Origin of the sequence: Nocardia alba NBRC 108234, assembly GCF_001612665.1 — a bacterium.
Lineage (GTDB): Bacteria > Actinomycetota > Actinomycetes > Mycobacteriales > Mycobacteriaceae > Nocardia > Nocardia alba.
The window spans coordinates 24,547-41,434 of sequence record NZ_BDAX01000047.1 but is presented as its reverse complement, the minus strand read 5'-3'; the positions used below and the strand labels follow the sequence as shown (position 1 = coordinate 41,434).

Sequence of the window (16,888 nt, the reverse complement as noted above, 5' to 3'; positions counted from 1 at the left end):
ACCCGAGCCCGCCGCGCAAGCGCCCGCCGCCGAGGCTCCCGCCCCGGCCGCCGCGCCTGCCGCGTCCGCTGGTTCGGGTACGCCCGTGAAGATGCCCGAGCTGGGCGAGTCGGTCACCGAAGGCACCGTGACCCGCTGGCTCAAGGCCGTGGGTGACTCTGTCGAGGTCGACGAGCCGCTGCTCGAGGTGTCCACCGACAAGGTCGACACCGAGATCCCGTCGCCGGTCGCCGGCACGCTGCTCGAGATCACGGCGCAGGAAGACGACGTCGTCGATGTGGGTGGTCAGCTGGGTGTGATCGGTAGCGGTCAGCCCGCGGCCGCCGCACCCGCACCCGCTCCTGCTCCTGCTCCTGCTCCTGCTCCTGCTCCTGCTCCTGCTCCCGAGCCCGCACCGGCTCCCGCGCCCGAGCCCGCACCGGCTCCCGCGCCCGCCGCCGCGGCGCCCGCGCCGAAGCCCGCACCGGCTCCCAAGCCCGCTCCCGCGGCCAAGCCCGCTCCGGCTCCGGCTTCGTCCAACGGCAGCACCCCGTACGTCACCCCGCTGGTCCGCAAACTGGCCGACGAGAACAACGTCGATCTGTCGACCCTCACCGGTTCCGGTGTCGGCGGCCGCATCCGCAAGCAGGACGTGCTCGCCGCCGCCGAGGCCAAGAAGGCGCCCGCCGCTCCGGCTCCGGCTCCCGCCGCTGCCGCAGCGCCCGCACCCGCGGCCAAGCAGTCCGCCGCGCCGAAGCTGGCCGCCCTCGTCGGCACCACGCAGAAGGCGAGCCGGATCCGGCAGATCACCGCGACCAAGACGCTCGAATCGCTGCAGAGCACCGCGCAGCTGACCCAGGTCCACGAGGCCGACGTCACCAAGATCGCGCATCTTCGTCAGCTCGCGAAGGCCTCGTTCAAGGCACGCGAGGGCGTGAACCTGACGTACCTGCCGTTCTTCGCGAAGGCCGTCGTCGAGGCGCTCGGCGTGCACCCGAACGTGAACGCGTCCTACAACCAGGACACCAAGGAGATCACCTACCACGCGTCGGTGCACCTGGGGATCGCGGTCGACACCGAGCAGGGCCTGCTCTCGCCGGTCATCCACAACGCCAGCGACCTGTCGCTGGCGGGTCTGGCCCGCGCGATCGCCGACATCGCCAACCGCGCGCGCACCGGTGGCCTCAAGCCCGACGAGCTGTCCGGTGGCACCTTCACCATCACCAACATCGGTAGCGAGGGCGCGCTCTTCGACACCCCGATCCTGCTCCCGCCGCAGGCGGGCATGCTCGGCACCGGCGCGATCGTGAAGCGCCCGGTGGTGGTGACCGACGAGGCCGGTGGCGAGTCCATCGGCGTGCGCTCGATGGTGTACCTGCCGCTCACCTACGATCACCGTCTCATCGACGGTGCCGACGCGGGCCGGTTCGTCTCCACCATCAAGCACCGCCTGGAAGATTCGGCGTTCGAGGCCGATCTCGGCCTGTAGCCGAGGAATTCGATGAAGGTGGTCATCGCCGGTTCGTCCGGCCTGATCGGGACTGCGCTCGTCGCGGCACTGCGCCGCGACGGGCACCAGGTCTGTCGTCTGGTGCGGCGCGCTGCCGCCGCACCGGACGAATTCACGTGGGATCCCGCGCACGCCCGCCTCGACGAGCGGGCGTTGCGCGGGGCCGACGCGGTCGTGAACCTGTGCGGCGCCGGCATCGCCGACCGTCGCTGGGACGGCCGTTACAAGCAGTTGCTGCGTGACAGCCGCATCACCCCCACCGACGTCCTCGCCACCGCGGTGGCCGCCGCGGGCGTGCCGACACTGGTCAATGCCAGCGGCGCGCACTACTACGGCAGCGAGACCGGTGACGCCGTCATCGACGAGACATCGCCCGCCGGAACAGATTTCCTGGCCAGGTTGTGTCAGGACTGGGAAGCCGCCACCGAAACCGCCACCGCGGCCGGTGTGCGCGCCGTGCTGATCCGCAGCGCCGTGGTGCTGGCCCCCAACGGCGGCATGCTCGCCAAACTGCACCCCCTGTACTGGGCCGGCCTCGGCGGACGGCTCGGCAGCGGCCGCCAGTACTTTCCCTGGATCTCCCTGGACGACGAGGTGGGCGCCATCGTTTTCGCGCTCACCCACCCCGAGATCTCCGGCCCGCTCAACGCTACCGGCCCAGCTCCCGTCACCAACGCGGAATTCACCCGCGCCCTCGGCCGCGCGCTGCACCGGCCGACCCCGTTCATCGTTCCCGGTTTCGCGGTGCGAGCCCTGGTCGGAGAGCTGGCCGACTCGATCCTGCACGGCCCACGCGCCATTCCCGCGGTGCTCGAGGACGCCGGGTACACCCACCGACACCCGACCATCGGCGCCGCGCTGTCCGCCGCCGTCGACCGAGGGTGAACCGATGCTGATCCGCGACGCCGACAAGGACGATCTGCCCGCCGTTCTCGTCATCCACAACACCAACATCGCCGAGTCGACCGCGATCTGGGACACCGACGAAGTCGACCTGGACGACCGCCTCGCCTGGTTCGACACCCGCACCGCCGCCGCCATGCCGATCCTGATCGCCGAGATCGACGGCGAGGTCGCCGGCTACGCCTCCTACGGCCAGTGGCGCCCCAAATCTGGCTACCGGTTCACCGTGGAGAACTCCGTCTATGTCGACAGCCGGTTCCACCGCCGCGGCGTGGCCACCACATTGCTGACCGAATTGATCACGCGCGCAATAGATTCCGGCCGCGTCCACGCCATGGTCGCCGCCATCGAAACCGGCAACAGCGCCTCGATAGTCCTGCACGAACGCTTCGGTTTCATCACCGTCGGCGAACTCCCCGAGGTCGGCCACAAATTCGGCCGCTGGATGGACCTCACCCTCATGCAGCGAAACTTCCCGATCGAACCGTGAATCGGCCCGCTCCCCACGAGTGCGCGGTGCCGGGCGCTCACCGGACAGGACACCTCCGCAGGGTCTGAGTGCCGCCAGCGGGCGGGCAGACCGGCCCGACCCCCGAGGCGTAACGTCACAGGCGTGAACGACACGCGCCCCACCGCGTCCGCTCGATTCGATACGACCCCGATCGTGGTCGAGGATCTCGGACTCATCGATTACCACGCCGCCTGGGAGCTGCAACGGCAGACCGCCGATCAGCGCGCCGCCGGAGCAGGTTCCGACCGGCTGTTCCTGCTCGAGCACCCGTCGGTCTACACCGCGGGCCGCCGCACCGAGGCCGAGGATCTGCCGATCGACGGCAGCCCCGTCGTGGAGGTCGATCGCGGCGGCAAGATCACCTGGCACGGTCCGGGTCAGCTCGTCGGCTACCCGATCATCCGTCTCGCCGAGCCCGTCGATGTCGTCCACTACGTCCGGCGCCTGGAAGAGGCACTGATCCAGGTCGTCAGCGGTTTCGGGATCACCTGCGGCCGCGTCGACGGCCGCTCCGGGGTGTGGCTGCCCGCCACCGACCTGCTCGCCGAGCGCAAGATCGCCGCGATCGGGGTGCGGGTGCAGCGCGGTGTCGCCCTGCACGGCATCTCCCTGAACTGCGATTCCGCCCTCGACGGCTTCCAGGCGATCGTGCCCTGCGGCATCAAGGACGCGGGCGTCACCACCCTGACCCGCGAACTCGGCCGCGAAGTCACCGTCGCCGAAGTCAAGCCGCTCGTCGCCGCCGCGATCGTCGCCGCGCTGGACGGTGAAATTCCCGTCTCGCCGCATGACATTGATCGCACCACCGCGCCGACGAACACGCAGGCCCCGAGCGTAGAGTCGGTGCGGTGAGTTCCGTAGACGCCTCTGCCCCCGCCGGACGCAAGCTGCTGCGCATCGAAGCGCGCAACGCGCAGACCCCGATCGAGCGCAAACCCCAGTGGATTCGCACCCGTGCCACCATGGGCCCCGAATACACCGAGCTCAAGAGCCTGGTGAAGTCCGAGGGCCTGCACACCGTCTGCGAGGAAGCGGGCTGCCCCAACATCTTCGAATGCTGGGAAGACCGCGAGGCCACCTTCCTCATCGGCGGTGAGCAGTGCACCCGCCGCTGCGATTTCTGCCAGATCGACACCGGCAAGCCCGCCGCCCTCGACCGCGACGAGCCCCGCCGCGTCGCCGAGAGCGTCCAGTCGATGGGCCTGCGCTACTCCACGATCACCGGCGTCGCCCGCGACGACCTCGACGACGGCGGCGCCTGGCTCTACGCCGAGACCGTGCGCGCCATCAAGGCGAGCAACCCCGCCACCGGCGTCGAACTCCTCATCCCCGACTTCAACGCCGACCCCACCCAGCTGGCCGAGGTCTTCTCCTCGCGCCCCGAGGTCCTCGCGCACAACCTGGAAACGGTGCCGCGCATCTTCAAGCGCATCCGCCCCGCCTTCCGCTACGAACGCTCCCTCGCCGTGCTCACCGCCGCCCGCGAGGCGGGCCTGGTCACCAAGTCCAACCTCATCCTCGGCATGGGCGAGACCCCCGACGAGGTCACCGAGGCGATGCGCGACCTCCACGCAGCGGGCTGCGACATCCTCACCATCACCCAGTACCTGCGCCCCAGCCCCCGCCACCACCCGGTCGACCGCTGGGTGAAGCCGGAGGAATTCGTCGAGCACTCCCGGTTCGCCGAAGAACTCGGCTTCGCCGGCGTGATGGCAGGCCCCCTGGTCCGCTCCTCCTACCGAGCAGGCCGCCTCTACGCCCAGGCGATGACCCATCACGGCCGCGAGATCCCCGAAGCCATGGCCCACCTCGCCAAGGAAGGCACCGCCTCCCAGGAAGCCAGCGCGGTCCTGGCCCGCTTCGGCAGCTGACCTAGACTAAGGGTCCCCTCACTCCCTCGGAAGGACCCATGTCGAAGTTCGAGAACGTCTCCGTCAGCAAGAAGGCCAACGTCTACTTCGGCGGCAAGTGCGTCAGCTACAGCCTCGAGTTGCCCGATGGCGCCTCGGTGTCGGTCGGCGTGATCCAGCCGTCCTCGCTCACCTTCACCACCAACGCTCCGGAGATCATGGAGCTGGTCGCGGGCGAGGCCAACGTGACCCTGGCCGGCACGACCGAGGCCGTCACCTACCGTGCGGGCGAGTCGTTCAAGATCCCCGGTGACAGCTCGTTCGACATCGAGGTCGTCGACACCATGCACTACGTCTGCTACTACGGCTGACGAACCGGTGCCGGGGCGACCAGCTCGGTCGCCCCGGATCGCCGACTACTTCACCAGGAACTCGTCCTTGTACAGCCGGTTGGGCCGCGGGGCCGTGGCCTCGCTCAATTCCACCTGAAAGTCACTCTCACGCTTGGTCCTCGGCCGGTAGCTGCCACCGAAGGTGACCATCACCGACCCGCCCACACCGTTCGCTCCGCGAGCCGACGTGGTTTCCCGGCCCGCGTTGAACACCGTCGCCACATCGCGACCGTCGTTGCCGACAGCGATCTTGCCGTCGTGGAAGAACTGCACGAACGTCCCGTTGTCCGCGCCGACGGTGGCAGCCACCGTGTGACCCTTCGCCGGGTCCAGCTCGAACTCCGCGTCACACTGCTGACGCCGATCCACGGGACCGGGCTCACCGAGTGTGCGCCCGATGCCGAGCAGCACGGTCTCACCGAGAGCGTTGTGCCGCTCGCGGCTTTCCTCGGTCCACAAGTGGGTGGTCGACCAAACCTTCACGCGCCCGTCATCGAAAAGCGACACCCGGTCGTCGGTGCCGTTGCTGATCAGATATTTCGCACTGTTGGGGGCCATACTCCCCATCTTCCTCGCTTTCGCGCGCCGAGATCACCCGTTCGGGTGCGCCGATCACCCACAAGCGCTACGCGCCAGGTCAGAAGCTCTTGTGCGGTACACCGACGGTGAGGCCGCCGTCCACCACGAACTCCGCGCCGGTCGAGTACGAGGACTCGTCCGATGCCAGATAGGCCACCAGCGTCGACACCTCGTCCGGCTCGGCCGCGCGCGCGAGCGGAATCTGCAAGAAGTCCGCCGGAATCCCCTCGGTCATCGGCGTGGAGATCATCCCCGGATGCACCGAATTCACCCGAATTCCCTGCGGCGCGAGCTCGAGTGCCGCCGACTTGGTGAGCCCACGCACCGCGAACTTCGTCGCCGTGTACCCGTGCAGACCGGGACTTCCCCGCATCCCCTCCACTGACGAGATATTCACGATCGAGCCGCCACCAGCGGCCTTCATCGCCGGAACAGCCGCCTGCATCCCGAGAAACGTCCCGGTCAGATTGATATCGATGATCCGCTGCCACTCGTCCAACGCGAAGTCCACCAGCAGATTCCCATTCACGATCCCCGCGTTGTTCACCAGCACATGCAGCCCACCGAACTCCTCGACCGCCGCCGCCACGATCCCCGCCCACTGCTGCGGATCACGAACATCGAGATGCCGATACGCCACCGCGTCCCCGAGTTCCTTTGCCACTGTGGCACCTTCGTCATCGAGCACGTCCCCGATCACCACCGACGCCCCCTCGGCGACAAACCGCCGAGCGTGCGCCGCCCCCATCCCCCGAGCCCCACCACTGATCACCGCGACCTTGCCGGCCAACCGTCCCATGTCCGCATGCTCCTTCGTCGAATCGAACCTCCTCCCACCGTAGGAGCAGGCCCGCCCGAATGGGCAGCATTGCTAGAACACGTTCCACTTTTGCTCAGTGGACTTCGACGCTCACCAGAGCGCCGACCACGAGTCGAGATCAGCAGGCGATATTGGCCGCGTGCGACGACTGGAACGAAATATGCACGTGGTCGTAGTGATTCTGCGTCGGGCTGCCGCGATCCTCCATGTAGGACCAGCCGTTACCGTCGTTGTACCGCTGCTGCCAGATCACATACGTGACACCGAAGCGCGCCTTGTTGGCCAGGACGAAATCCGCGATGGTGTTGCCGAGCGCGAGGTTTCCCGTCATCACATCGAGCGCCTGCCCCGCGCCGTGATCACCGTCGTAGCGACCGTGCGCACCACCGATATCGGAGACCCCGAACATCTTCTGCAACAGGTTTCCGACCTGCGCCACGTGCGGCAGGGTCCCGTTGAACTCCGTCCCGCACAACACCTTCACCTTCAGCGCCGACAACGCCGCCATCTCGTCGTCTGCCCGGACGATCGGCCCCGGCTGCGGAGCGTCGTGCATCGGCGCGGCGGCGATCGGGTCGAGCTCGATGGCCGACGTCGACAGCGGCTCGACCGAAGCCACCGCCTCGACCTCCGCCGCACCCGGTCGCATCACCATCATCAACATGCCGGGAACAGTCGCCGCGAGACTGCACACGGCCAGCGGCAGCCGGCTCTTGGGAGCCGACGGTTTGCGATGCGAAGCAGTCACGATGTAGATCACCAGTCGTTGTCGAGAACAGGTCACTGTAAGATTACGAAACGGTCGCGGAAATGTCACGCCCACACGCACACTACACAGTCGGACCAGCATCTATCACCCGAAGCGATCCCGCAATCCTTTCGCCGCGTGTCGTTATCAAGACGGCCTGTCGCGCCGACCGCCGACTACCTTCCCGGTTGGACCCGTCGGGGTACCGAGAATCGGTATCTCCAAGATCCCGCGCCCGCGCAGATGCCCATCGACCATCGCCGCGACCCCCTTCGGGTGAAGTATCCACAGGCAGATGAGAGCCGCCAACGTGCCTGTTCACCGGCCAGAAGGTTCGGTGCCGGTCGGACGGCATTCGTTCCATCCGCGGGCGACCGGATAGCCCGCGCGGACGAGCGCCGCGTCAATGTCGGTGCCCCTTGCTATTTTTCGTGCATTCGATCTCCACGAGCTCAGCGAGGACGCATGACCGCCGAAACCACCTATCTCGAACTGTCCGACGACGCGGGCTCCTCGCACAAGTTCTACGAGGTAGTCGTCACCGGAACGAACGTCAATATCCGGTACGGCCGGATCGGCGAGCAAGGCCAGTCCAAAGCGAGTTCCTTCGCCACCGAGGACAAGGCGAAGGCCGCCGCGCAGAAGAAGGTCGGCGAAAAGGTACGCAAGGGCTACGCCCCCGCTGTCATGGGCGCGCGCGAACGCCGCACCGTCACCCGCCGCACCATCACCAGCCAGCGCTCCACCGCCAAGTCGGCCCCCGTGCTGTGGCGCTTCGACTCCGGCGCCTCCGCCTTCGGCATCTTCGTCGACGACCAGCGCTGCTGGGTCGGCAACGAGGACGGCGAGGTCTTCACCCTCTCCCCCGCCGGCGTCGTCACCAACAGCTACAAACTGCCCGACGCGGTCAAATGCATCGTCGCCGACGACTTCTGGATCTACGCCGGCTGCGACGACGGCCGCGTCTACGACCTGTCCGGCAAGGTCCCCCGCGCCGCCTACGACGTCTCCGCCGACGACGTCTACTGGCTCGATATCCACGACGGCATCCTCGCCGCCTCCGACTCCGCGGGCGGCCTGACCGTCATCGACCACGAAGAGGAATCCCTCTGGTCAGCCCGCAGCAAGGGCAATTCCGGCTGGATGGTCCGCGTAGACCCCACCGGTGTCTACCACGGCCACAGCGCCGGCGTCACCAAGTACCACCTGGAAACCGGCCGCTCCCAGTGGAATTCGTCCACCCGTGGCGCGGTCCTGTTCGGCTGGCAGGAATCCGACACCGTCTACGCGGGCACCTCCCACAACCAGGTCGAGGAGATCACCAAACAGGGCAGCGCCACCCGCACCTACCAGTGCGACGCCGCCGTCTTCTCCTGCGCCGCCTCCCCCGACGGCCGCTACGTCTTCGCCGGCGACTCCCACTCCTCGGTCTACTGCTTCGACGCCACCGGCACCCGCCTGTGGAAACTCGCCACCGGCTGCGGCTCCGCCTACTCCATGCAGTACCACAACGAAAAGCTCTACCTGGTCACCACCTCCGGCGCCCTGGCCTGCCTGGACGTCAGCGAATCCGCCATCCGCGACGCCGACCAGGGCGTCCTCCCCACCACCCGCTCGGTGAAAGCCCCCGAATTCTCCGCCGTAGCCCCCAGCACCACCCTCGAACTCACCACCGACGCCGGCACCGGCGTCATCGTCGAATGCCTCCAACACGGCGACTCCCTACGCGTCCACGTCATCTCCCCCGGCTACGACCCCGCCTGGAACGTCCAATTCCCCCGCGACATCCGCCTCGCCGGCGCCCGCTACGTCGTCGACGCCGTCTCCGAATCCGCCCGCGGCGGCTTCTACCGAGTCCGCGGCGACATCCGCCGCCTGGGTTGAGTGCCCGGTGACATCCCCACCGCGGCCCAACCCCGCCGCCATGCCGAGACACCGCCCGTCACCCGTCGACAAGCCGGCGACGATGACCTGGACCCCGATCACCGAATCGGAACACAGCCACGAACGCCGCGGACTCGCCACCATCCTCGAACGATTACCGTCCACGAGCCCGTGGCGGGCCTGGTCCAATTTCGAGTTCCCGGCAACCGGCGCGAAGCCGTTCGAGATCGATCTGTTGCTGACCACCCCGAGCGGCCTGCACATGATCGAGCTGAAAGCCTGGTCCGGCTCGGTCGACGTCGAGACCGACCATTGGATTCAGACCGCGGCGAACGGTCGCCGAATCGACCACGGAAACGTGCTGGAGCTGGCACATTTCAAGAGCATGCTGTTGATGAAGCAACTGCAGCGTGCAGGCGAGGCCGCGATCGTGCGCACCGGAGTCTGTTTCACCGACAGCCGTGTCCACCTGAACCTGCCCGCGCTGAACCGCCGCCACGTCCACACCGTCGATGAATTGGTGAGTCGCCTGTCACGACCGACACACGACGCACGCCATCGCATGCCACCGGATCGTGTCGAGCGGATCGAGGAGGCGCTCGCGACATTCGCACTTCCCCACCGGCCGCGCGACTGACAAGATGACCCGTCCGGCGACTCGAAGTTCGCCGGGCGGGTTCCGGCATACCGCACCTGTGGCGGGTTCACCCGGCAGTCGAGCCCCGGGTTGTGCCACGTCGCCGATGCCTCAGACTTCGCCCGCTTCCGGGTTCAACGCCGCAAGGGTGACAAAGATCGGCACCTCTGGATCTGCCGCGATCCCCCGCCCGCGCAGAAACGCATCGATCATCCCCCACACCAATTCGTGCACCCTACTCATGAATTCACCGGAATCCGGCTCCGCGTCGCTCAACCACAGGTCTGTCAGCACGATCATCACACCGACGATCGCCCGCGCCAGATATTCGATCCCCTCGGCATCCACAGGAATCGAATCCGCCACAGCCCGAGCCCTTTCCGCGAATCGACCCGCCACAGCGCCGGCGAGGTCGTACTGACCCGTCACTCCCTCACGGTTGGCACTCGTCTGTGTCAGAAACCGGAAAACATTGGGGTGGGCAAGAATTCCGACGGAATAGTCGGTGAGCGCACGATCAATGGCGGCGCTGGGCGGCTGCAACAGCAGGGTCAGGTCGGTTCCCGTCGCGGCGAATGCCGAGTCGGCGAATCGTGTACCGATGGCGGCGTAAAGGTCACCTTTGTCGGTGAACTGCCGATACAACCGCGGCTTCGTGATCCCAGCCTCGACCGCGAAAGAATCCATGCTCGGATAAGGCCCGTCCCGATCGAGCACCCGAATCGCGGCGTCGACGATGACATCCCGGCTCACCGGCGGAGGTCGTCGACTGGCGCGGGTCACGGTCGGGAACATTACACGTACCAGCAGTACGATTGGGACTTCCAACATACTGCGCATAAATTGCTCTTTACATATGACATCGCGTACCGGCAGTATCGCTGCTCGTACCGGCAGTACGAACTTCCGGACATCGCATCGAAGGAGACGGTCCGTGTCGGATGCCCTGCGCCAACTCACCGCAACACTCGGCGCCCCACCACCACCCGACTTCGCCACCCTCACCCCCGACGAGCTGGCCCTCCTCGACAACTACGTCCGCGCCGCCCTCGACCACCGCAAGGCCGCCCTCGACGACGCCCTCGACTCCGGCATGCGTCTCATCCCCCGCCTAGCCCGCCCCGCCGTGAAGAAGGTGCTCGGACTATGACCGCGACCCACCACACCACCGTCGAACTAGCCAAACTGGCCCGCGTCCTAGACCGCGACCCCGCCGACCTGGACTTCCTCGCCGCCCTCCGACCCACGGCCCTCCGCGAATTCCGCGACCAGATCACCGATCTCACCGCCCGCCGCGAAGCCCGCCGCATGCAACGAGTCGGCGCCGCCGCCAAGCTCGTCCCCGCCCCCATCGCCGCCAAGATCACCGAAGCCGCCTTCGGCCCCGTTCTCGCCGCCGCGCTCGCCGGCTCCGTCGACCCAGCCCGCGCCGTAGCCATCGCCAGCGCCCTCTCCCCCAGTTTCCTAGCCGACGGCACCCTCACCCTCGACCCCCGCCGAGCAGTCGAACTGATCGCCCGAGTCCCCGGCCCGATGGCAGCAGCCGTCGCCAGCGAATTGATCAGCCGCGGCGACTATCTGACAATGGGCAACCTCGCAGGCTCGGTCCCCGACTCGGTCCTCCGCGCAGCCCTCCCCCACGCCTCCGACCTCGACATCCTCCAGGTCGGCTACTACCTCGAAGAAACCTCAGCAGCCGACCGCCTCCTCACCATCGTCACCGACCGAGTCCCCGGCGTCATCCGCGCAACCCACGACGCCGACGAATGGCCCAAAGCAATCACCCTGCTAGCCCTCCTCGGCCCCACAGAACGCTCCAAACTCGCCAACGTCGTAGCCGCCCAAGATGACGAAGTCATCGACGGCCTACTCGCCGCAGTAGAAGAAGTCGACGCCTGGGACACCCTCCTCCCCGTAGCAGCAGGCATGTCCCCCCAACCCCTACAACGCCTGGCCCAACGCCCAGCCATGCAAAACCCCACCCTCCTCACCAAAATCGCCGACCTAGCCTTAACCCAAAACCTCTGGCTCTCCCTACTCCCCCTAGCCACCCACCTCTCCCCCACCCAACTCCACACCGTCGCCGCCCGAGTAGCCACAGAACCCGACGAATCCCTAACCACCCTCATAGAACAAGCCCACACCGAAAACCACTGGCCCACCCTCCTCCCAGTAGCCCTCGCCCTCTCCACCCCGGACCGCAAACGCCTGGCCTCCCTCCCGGTAATGCACCGCCCCGCCTACCTCACCGCCGCCATAGAAGCCACCGCCACTCACAACCTCTGGCCCGAAGCCCTCCCCCTCCTCAACGACCTACCCGCCGCCACCCACGACACCCTCGCCACCGCCATAAACACCCTCACCGACAACAATTTCCGAGAAGCCCTCGAAGCCGCCCCCACCGCCGACTGCACCACAACCCTGATACAAATCGTCCTCCGCCAGGACGTCTCAGCCCGACTCCGCTCCCTGACTCTCCTCAACGAATCCGACAACCTGGAACTCTTCGTCGCCACCATCACGACGCAGGACCCGGCGATCTGGCAATCGATTTCCGAAGCCCGCGAGGAAATCCCCGAACCCCTCCGCACACTCCTCGCCACCCAGGCAACCCAGTGCGGCCGAACCGAACTCGGCATCGACCTGACCACCGGCTGAGCCGCCGCCAATTACCCTCTGCCCATGCACGCCATCGGCAGCCGCCGGCGAAGCCAACCCGCCCCACCTCACGCAGTCTTCGCCGCCCTCACCAACCCCGATCGCGACCCCACCCGCCCCTGGCTCATCTTGCGGACAGACGAGCAACGGCCCGAGGTCCTCGAAAGCACCTACCCCAGCCTCGTCATCTGGACCACCCTGTGGCCCAAACACCCCACCGCCCAACTACATTTCGACCTCCCACCTGACAACCACGGCGGCACTCACCTCCGCTGGACCCTCTTTGTCACCTCCCCAGACCTCGACACCTCAACAGTCGGCCACCTCCGCCACCGCATCAACACCCTGATCAACGCAAACCTCCGACGCTCATTCGGCCAATGATCCGAACATGTCGGCGACCCCTGTCACACTGCCCATATGACGGTCTACGGACGCAATGCTTACCCTGATGTATTGGCGGACAAGCACTCCCGCATCCGCGCACCCCACGTGCGCGCGCTGAACGACCTAGCCGACAGGATCGCAGACGCCGAGGGAATCCCGCACGGGCACGTGCCCTACATCGATCCCGATCTAGGTGGCATCAAGGCACGAGCACTCGTACTGCTCGACAACCCGTCCACGAAAGCCGAAGCTGCCCGCAACGGAGGTTCCGGCCTGATCAGCCCCGACAACAACGACGCGACGGCAAGAAACTGCCGCGAGGCCTACGCCGCCCACGGCGTCGACTGGCACTCAGTCGTCAACTGGAACGTCTGCCCATTCCCCACCGGCCGCGAAAACGGAGCGTCCCTGGCCTCCGAACGAGACCGAGGCACCCGATGGACCCGCGAATTCATCGCCCAGTGCCCCGACCTGGAAATCGTTCTGTGCCTGGGCAGAGCAGCCGAAGACGGCTGGCGCCGCGCCGCCATCCACCGCCCGGACCTGTACGTATTCCCGGAAGGCGTGCCGCACTGTTCCCAGCGGGGCTTGGCCCCAAAGGCTGCCCGACACCGCTTCGATGTAGCGATCGGCCAACTGGCCGCAATGTTGCGCCGCTAACCACCGAGAGCAAGGACCGTGCGGGTGTCCCAACGGTAGGTGTGGTCTTCTCGTCTGAGGACAACCAATTCGACTTGGTTCACCCGCACGTTCACGCGCTCGGCCCCGCGCAACTCTCCGACAGCGTCGACAACCTCAACAGCAGTACGGTCAATGTTGTTGTAGGCGATACCTAGATGCGGCCGGAATCGTGCAGCACTCGGAGCGCTCGCGACGCTCCGCAATACTTCCCCGGTACAGGTCGACAACAGCTGCTGCAGATCGAGGAGCGGGTCCCACGGTGCGACGGAGAATCTGATCGCACTACGTGAGCCACTGAGCGGCCCTACGGTTAGATCGAACGGCTTCACATCCGAAAGACGCTCACGCGCAACGGAGATCAACCCATCAATCTGCCCCTGTGCCACATCGTCCGTGGAGCCAATCCCCATCACGGTGATGTGCAGGGCATCCAGTGGAACTGGATCGATCCCGCCGATCGCCAGGGCCTGCTGGCATTCGGCAGCGAGTTGGGTCAGATCGGTGTCGTCGAAGGTCAGGTACCAGTAGTAGCCCGTGCGCCCCGGTGCCCACTGTTTCACGGTCCAGTGATCACGAAGGGCACTGATTTCGGAGAAGGCGCTCCAGTCGTTTCGCGCGATGGCTTCCGGATCCGATGTCGAGTCCGGCAGCAGTCGAGGGAACGGGCCGTTCGATGTCATGACCGGCTGCTCAACCTTCCCCGGTGACGTGCTGGTAAGCGAGTTTGCTGACCACCGGCCGGACGCAGCACTGAGGTGCTGAACACCCCGGCCCGGTAGTCACATTCGTTGCGGTGCAGCCATTCCCACTGACTCACACCCCGCTCCAACGTACGGGCAGCAATGACGTGGCCTCCGCGACAACGGCCATAAGTTATATGAGTCTCACCGCGCGGGCCACTCGTCGCGTGGTGGTCGGCGTGTCCATGGCCGCGAACGAGTTCGTCAGAGCGCGTTCCAGCGCCAAGGTCGGTCAATTTCGCCCCGCAAGCAAGCAAGACGATGGCGCACCTCATCTGCTGCGCCCTCGCTGGCCTCTGACAGCGACAGCGAGAAAACAGTCCAGCGTAGTTCTTGGATGTCGGCAAGCGGCCGAAATGCCGGATCCGTGGTGACGTCAGCGCCATAGGCATCGACGAACGCTAGGTAGTCGGCCTCCGATAGACGGTCGAAATCGGTGTGATCAGCTGCAATCTGAATGAGGTCCCACCCGGGTCGGCTCAGAGAGACGCGGTCCAGATCAACGAGTATCGGCCTTCCTCCAACCGGAACGACTAGGTTGCCTTGCCACGCGTCGCCGTGAATGACGGTTTTCCGAGCAGGCGGCTCGAGCTGAGAATACTGTTTCCACAGCCCGTCGTGGTGGTCGAGAAGCCAAGCACGGTCCTCAGCGGCCAGGCGACCTGTCGAAGTGATTGCTCGGCGAAGCCCGGCGAATGGTTCGTGCTCCGGGAGCACAAACGTTGTCGGCGGCGCGAGGGCGTGAAGTTGGCGAAGAGCGGTCGCCAACTCGGTAGTTGTCGCTGCGCGGTGGTCCGGAATCCGCTGCCACCAGGTGATCGGACGATCATCTACCACGGCCAAAGGATTGGCGACGTCGGCAACGTGAACCGTGAGCAGTCCAGAGGCATTGAGCCACTGCGAGATTCGCAGCTCTCGTACGGCCGCATCAGTTGTTCCCGTCTTGCCGACCCGCCCGATGATGTCGCCCACGCGGTAAATCGTGTTGGACCCGGCCCGGACGAGTTCCGCACGAGTTGGATCGATGCCGCTGATAGCCGCCGCTTTTTCGAGAATTGCCAGCGAGCTTTCCTCGATAGGATCGGGGCGGCTCATGAAGCTGGCTCCCTCGATGTCGTTGTGACGATGAGCGCGCGTAGCGCACCGACCTCGGTGATGCGGCGGTGTGTGCTCGCGACCGCTGCCAACCCGCGAAGCTCGGTCGCGATACGCGCTGATCTCAGTGCGCGGCTGCGGACCACCGCTTCCATTCCGATCGCGGCCGCGTCGCGGGGGTCTCCAACCGTCATCGTCAACACCGCTAACCGAATCTGTGAGAACGTTCGCGATCGAGGGTATTCGGAGCCTTGCATGTCGATGGCGTAGCGCAGCCGAGGCGCGGCGACGTCGATCGAGTTGAGTGCCTCGGCTGCCAAAGCGAGTGCCTTTCCAGTACTTCCGAGGTGTTCGGCTGTGTCGTAGAAACACATCCAGGGCGGGTCCGCGTCTGGTTCGCGGGCTTCGAATAGCTCATCTGCGCAGGCGACCTCCGAAACGACCTCATGGGTACGTCCCGAAGCGGCCAGATACTGCGCTCGCATGGCGCTCAGCATCGCACGAACGGTGAAGGTCAGGCGGTCGGACCGGACTTGGGCGAGTTCGATGAGGGAGAGAGCACTATCCGGATCCCCGACGAACGCCGATCGTCGCGCCATATCGGCAAGAGCGCTAGCGCGAAGATCCCACGATCCCGCCGAATCCGCGCACCACAGCGCGAATTGGAAGTATCGGTCCGCATCTGGAAACTCACCAGCGTCAAAAGCGGTATACCCCACGACACTGCTGAGATTGCCGACCGCCTCGAACAACGAGCGCCGCAGACTGGCACTGACGGCACCGTGCACCATCGGCGCGAACCTCGTCAGCGCTTGGTTTGCGGCCACGATCGCCGAGGAGCCGCCACCGTGTAGGTTTTCGGTCGATGCGGCAGTCTGTGTCGCCGCGCGGACAGCGTCGATCTCGGTATTGCCTACCCGACCGGATTGCGGTCCGGAGAAATCGGATCCTGGTAGGAAACCGATTGCCCCGGTCGACGGGCCGAACGGACTGAACAGATTCACCGCGAGAGCGCGGTCCGGTCGCTCATCGACGGGTTGGCGCCGGCGAGACCGAACAAAGCCGAGTTCCGAATCTGACGCCCCGAGGACATGGTTCATGGCGCGGCGATAGTCAGCACTCGGCCACCGCACAACTCCGCGTTCGTACCTGGCGATCGCGTGCGCGTCGAGATCTCGTCGGACGCCAGTCGTTCGCCACACGTGTTCGTTGATCGCGTCGGCGAGTTCAGCGCGGCTCATCGTCGTATTCGGGACGACCCGCGACGGCGTCCCTTCTCGACGTTGCTGTAGCTGGATGTTGGGTGACACGCCACCTCCGTATGACTACGGGACGTGACCGAGTGTAGTCGGCTGTCCCGTCGTGAGTGGCGGTCCTTTTTGCCCCATAACTTGCCCTCTTCCTTCAGCTTTCAGCGGCGGATGCTTGGACGTGCACTACCCCCGAACACTGGGGTTTCACGCAAACGCTCGCGACATCGACTGCTACGACATGCGACGTCGCCGCTGTACCTA

The 16,888-nt window shown here is 66.2% G+C and carries 19 protein-coding genes; 12 read left to right on the top strand and 7 right to left on the bottom strand.

Annotation, left to right across the window (positions count from 1 at the left end):
* From sucB to ppnP, 6 genes are all read left to right on the top strand, one after another.
* Positions 1–1,468 (top strand): 2-oxoglutarate dehydrogenase, E2 component, dihydrolipoamide succinyltransferase (gene sucB, locus NA12_RS31985; RefSeq protein ID WP_067460250.1); only part of this gene is annotated, 1,468 nt, incomplete at its 5' end.
* Between the two features lie 12 nt (positions 1,469–1,480).
* Positions 1,481–2,374, top strand: coding sequence for a TIGR01777 family oxidoreductase (locus NA12_RS31980; protein ID WP_067460232.1), 894 nt, complete (start codon positions 1,481–1,483; stop codon positions 2,372–2,374).
* A gap of 4 nt (positions 2,375–2,378) precedes the next feature.
* Positions 2,379–2,882, top strand: a complete 504-nt coding sequence (locus NA12_RS31975; RefSeq protein WP_067460230.1) for a GNAT family N-acetyltransferase — start codon at positions 2,379–2,381, stop codon at positions 2,880–2,882.
* 123 nt (positions 2,883–3,005) lie between these two features.
* On the top strand, positions 3,006–3,755 hold the full coding sequence (gene lipB / locus NA12_RS31970; RefSeq protein WP_067460227.1) for a lipoyl(octanoyl) transferase LipB: 750 nt from the start codon (positions 3,006–3,008) through the stop codon (positions 3,753–3,755).
* Positions 3,752–4,774, top strand: a complete 1,023-nt coding sequence (gene lipA, locus NA12_RS31965; RefSeq protein ID WP_067460224.1) for a lipoyl synthase — start codon at positions 3,752–3,754, stop codon at positions 4,772–4,774. The genes lipB and lipA overlap by 4 nt, the downstream gene beginning before the upstream one ends.
* A gap of 38 nt (positions 4,775–4,812) precedes the next feature.
* Positions 4,813–5,124, top strand: coding sequence for a pyrimidine/purine nucleoside phosphorylase (gene ppnP, locus NA12_RS31960; protein ID WP_067460222.1), 312 nt, complete (start codon positions 4,813–4,815; stop codon positions 5,122–5,124).
* A 45-nt stretch (positions 5,125–5,169) separates the two neighbouring features.
* On the opposite strand, the gene NA12_RS31955 is transcribed toward ppnP, so the two are convergent.
* The 3 genes from NA12_RS31955 to NA12_RS31945 all read right to left on the bottom strand — a co-directional run bounded on the left by NA12_RS31955 (position 5,170) and on the right by NA12_RS31945 (position 7,292).
* Complete coding sequence (locus NA12_RS31955) at positions 5,170–5,703, bottom strand: hypothetical protein (protein ID WP_067460219.1); 534 nt, start codon at positions 5,701–5,703, stop codon at positions 5,170–5,172.
* Between the two features lie 79 nt (positions 5,704–5,782).
* Positions 5,783–6,523, bottom strand: a complete 741-nt coding sequence (locus NA12_RS31950; RefSeq protein ID WP_067460216.1) for a glucose 1-dehydrogenase — start codon at positions 6,521–6,523, stop codon at positions 5,783–5,785.
* A 139-nt stretch (positions 6,524–6,662) separates the two neighbouring features.
* Positions 6,663–7,292: a VldE C-terminal domain-containing protein gene (locus NA12_RS31945; RefSeq protein ID WP_067460247.1), complete on the bottom strand. Its 630-nt coding sequence runs from the start codon at positions 7,290–7,292 to the stop codon at positions 6,663–6,665.
* A gap of 465 nt (positions 7,293–7,757) precedes the next feature.
* Here NA12_RS31945 and NA12_RS31940 point away from each other — a divergent pair, with 465 nt between their 5' ends.
* Both NA12_RS31940 and NA12_RS31935 read left to right on the top strand, forming a co-directional pair.
* A complete protein-coding gene (locus NA12_RS31940) occupies positions 7,758–9,176 on the top strand; it encodes a WGR domain-containing protein (protein WP_067460213.1) in 1,419 nt (472 codons plus the stop codon).
* Between the two features lie 7 nt (positions 9,177–9,183).
* Positions 9,184–9,813, top strand: a complete 630-nt coding sequence (locus tag NA12_RS31935) for an NERD domain-containing protein (protein ID WP_132370310.1) — start codon at positions 9,184–9,186, stop codon at positions 9,811–9,813.
* Between the two features lie 111 nt (positions 9,814–9,924).
* Here NA12_RS31935 and NA12_RS31930 read toward each other — a convergent pair whose 3' ends face one another.
* The gene (locus NA12_RS31930; protein ID WP_243655137.1) at positions 9,925–10,653 is read right to left on the bottom strand and encodes a TetR/AcrR family transcriptional regulator; all 729 of its coding nucleotides are present in this window, start codon (positions 10,651–10,653) and stop codon (positions 9,925–9,927) included.
* Between the two features lie 94 nt (positions 10,654–10,747).
* Here NA12_RS31930 and NA12_RS31925 point away from each other — a divergent pair, with 94 nt between their 5' ends.
* From NA12_RS31925 to NA12_RS31910, 4 genes are read left to right on the top strand one after another with little or no spacing between them, the layout of a single operon-like run.
* Entirely contained in the window at positions 10,748–10,963 is a 216-nt protein-coding gene (locus NA12_RS31925) for a hypothetical protein (RefSeq protein WP_062991970.1), read from the top strand.
* The gene (locus tag NA12_RS31920; RefSeq protein WP_067460205.1) at positions 10,960–12,471 is read left to right on the top strand and encodes a serine/threonine-protein kinase; all 1,512 of its coding nucleotides are present in this window, start codon (positions 10,960–10,962) and stop codon (positions 12,469–12,471) included. Before NA12_RS31925 ends, NA12_RS31920 begins: the two co-directional genes overlap by 4 nt.
* A gap of 24 nt (positions 12,472–12,495) precedes the next feature.
* Positions 12,496–12,855 carry a hypothetical protein gene (locus tag NA12_RS31915; protein WP_067460202.1) on the top strand — a complete coding sequence of 120 codons (360 nt, stop codon included), beginning with the start codon at positions 12,496–12,498 and terminating at the stop codon, positions 12,853–12,855.
* Between the two features lie 36 nt (positions 12,856–12,891).
* Positions 12,892–13,518, top strand: a complete 627-nt coding sequence (locus NA12_RS31910) for a uracil-DNA glycosylase (RefSeq protein ID WP_067460199.1) — start codon at positions 12,892–12,894, stop codon at positions 13,516–13,518.
* On the opposite strand, the gene NA12_RS31905 is transcribed toward NA12_RS31910, so the two are convergent.
* The 3 genes from NA12_RS31905 to NA12_RS31895 form a co-directional block, all read right to left on the bottom strand.
* A complete protein-coding gene (locus NA12_RS31905) occupies positions 13,515–14,219 on the bottom strand; it encodes a 2'-5' RNA ligase family protein (protein ID WP_067460195.1) in 705 nt (234 codons plus the stop codon). The two genes, NA12_RS31910 and NA12_RS31905, sit on opposite strands and share 4 nt — an antisense overlap.
* Positions 14,220–14,483: 264 nt before the next feature.
* Positions 14,484–15,374, bottom strand: a complete 891-nt coding sequence (locus tag NA12_RS31900; protein WP_243655138.1) for a phosphotransferase family protein — start codon at positions 15,372–15,374, stop codon at positions 14,484–14,486.
* On the bottom strand, positions 15,371–16,615 hold the full coding sequence (locus tag NA12_RS31895; protein ID WP_067460192.1) for an NsdA family TPR-like regulatory protein: 1,245 nt from the start codon (positions 16,613–16,615) through the stop codon (positions 15,371–15,373). The genes NA12_RS31900 and NA12_RS31895 overlap by 4 nt, the downstream gene beginning before the upstream one ends.
* Positions 16,616–16,888 lie beyond the last annotated feature (273 nt).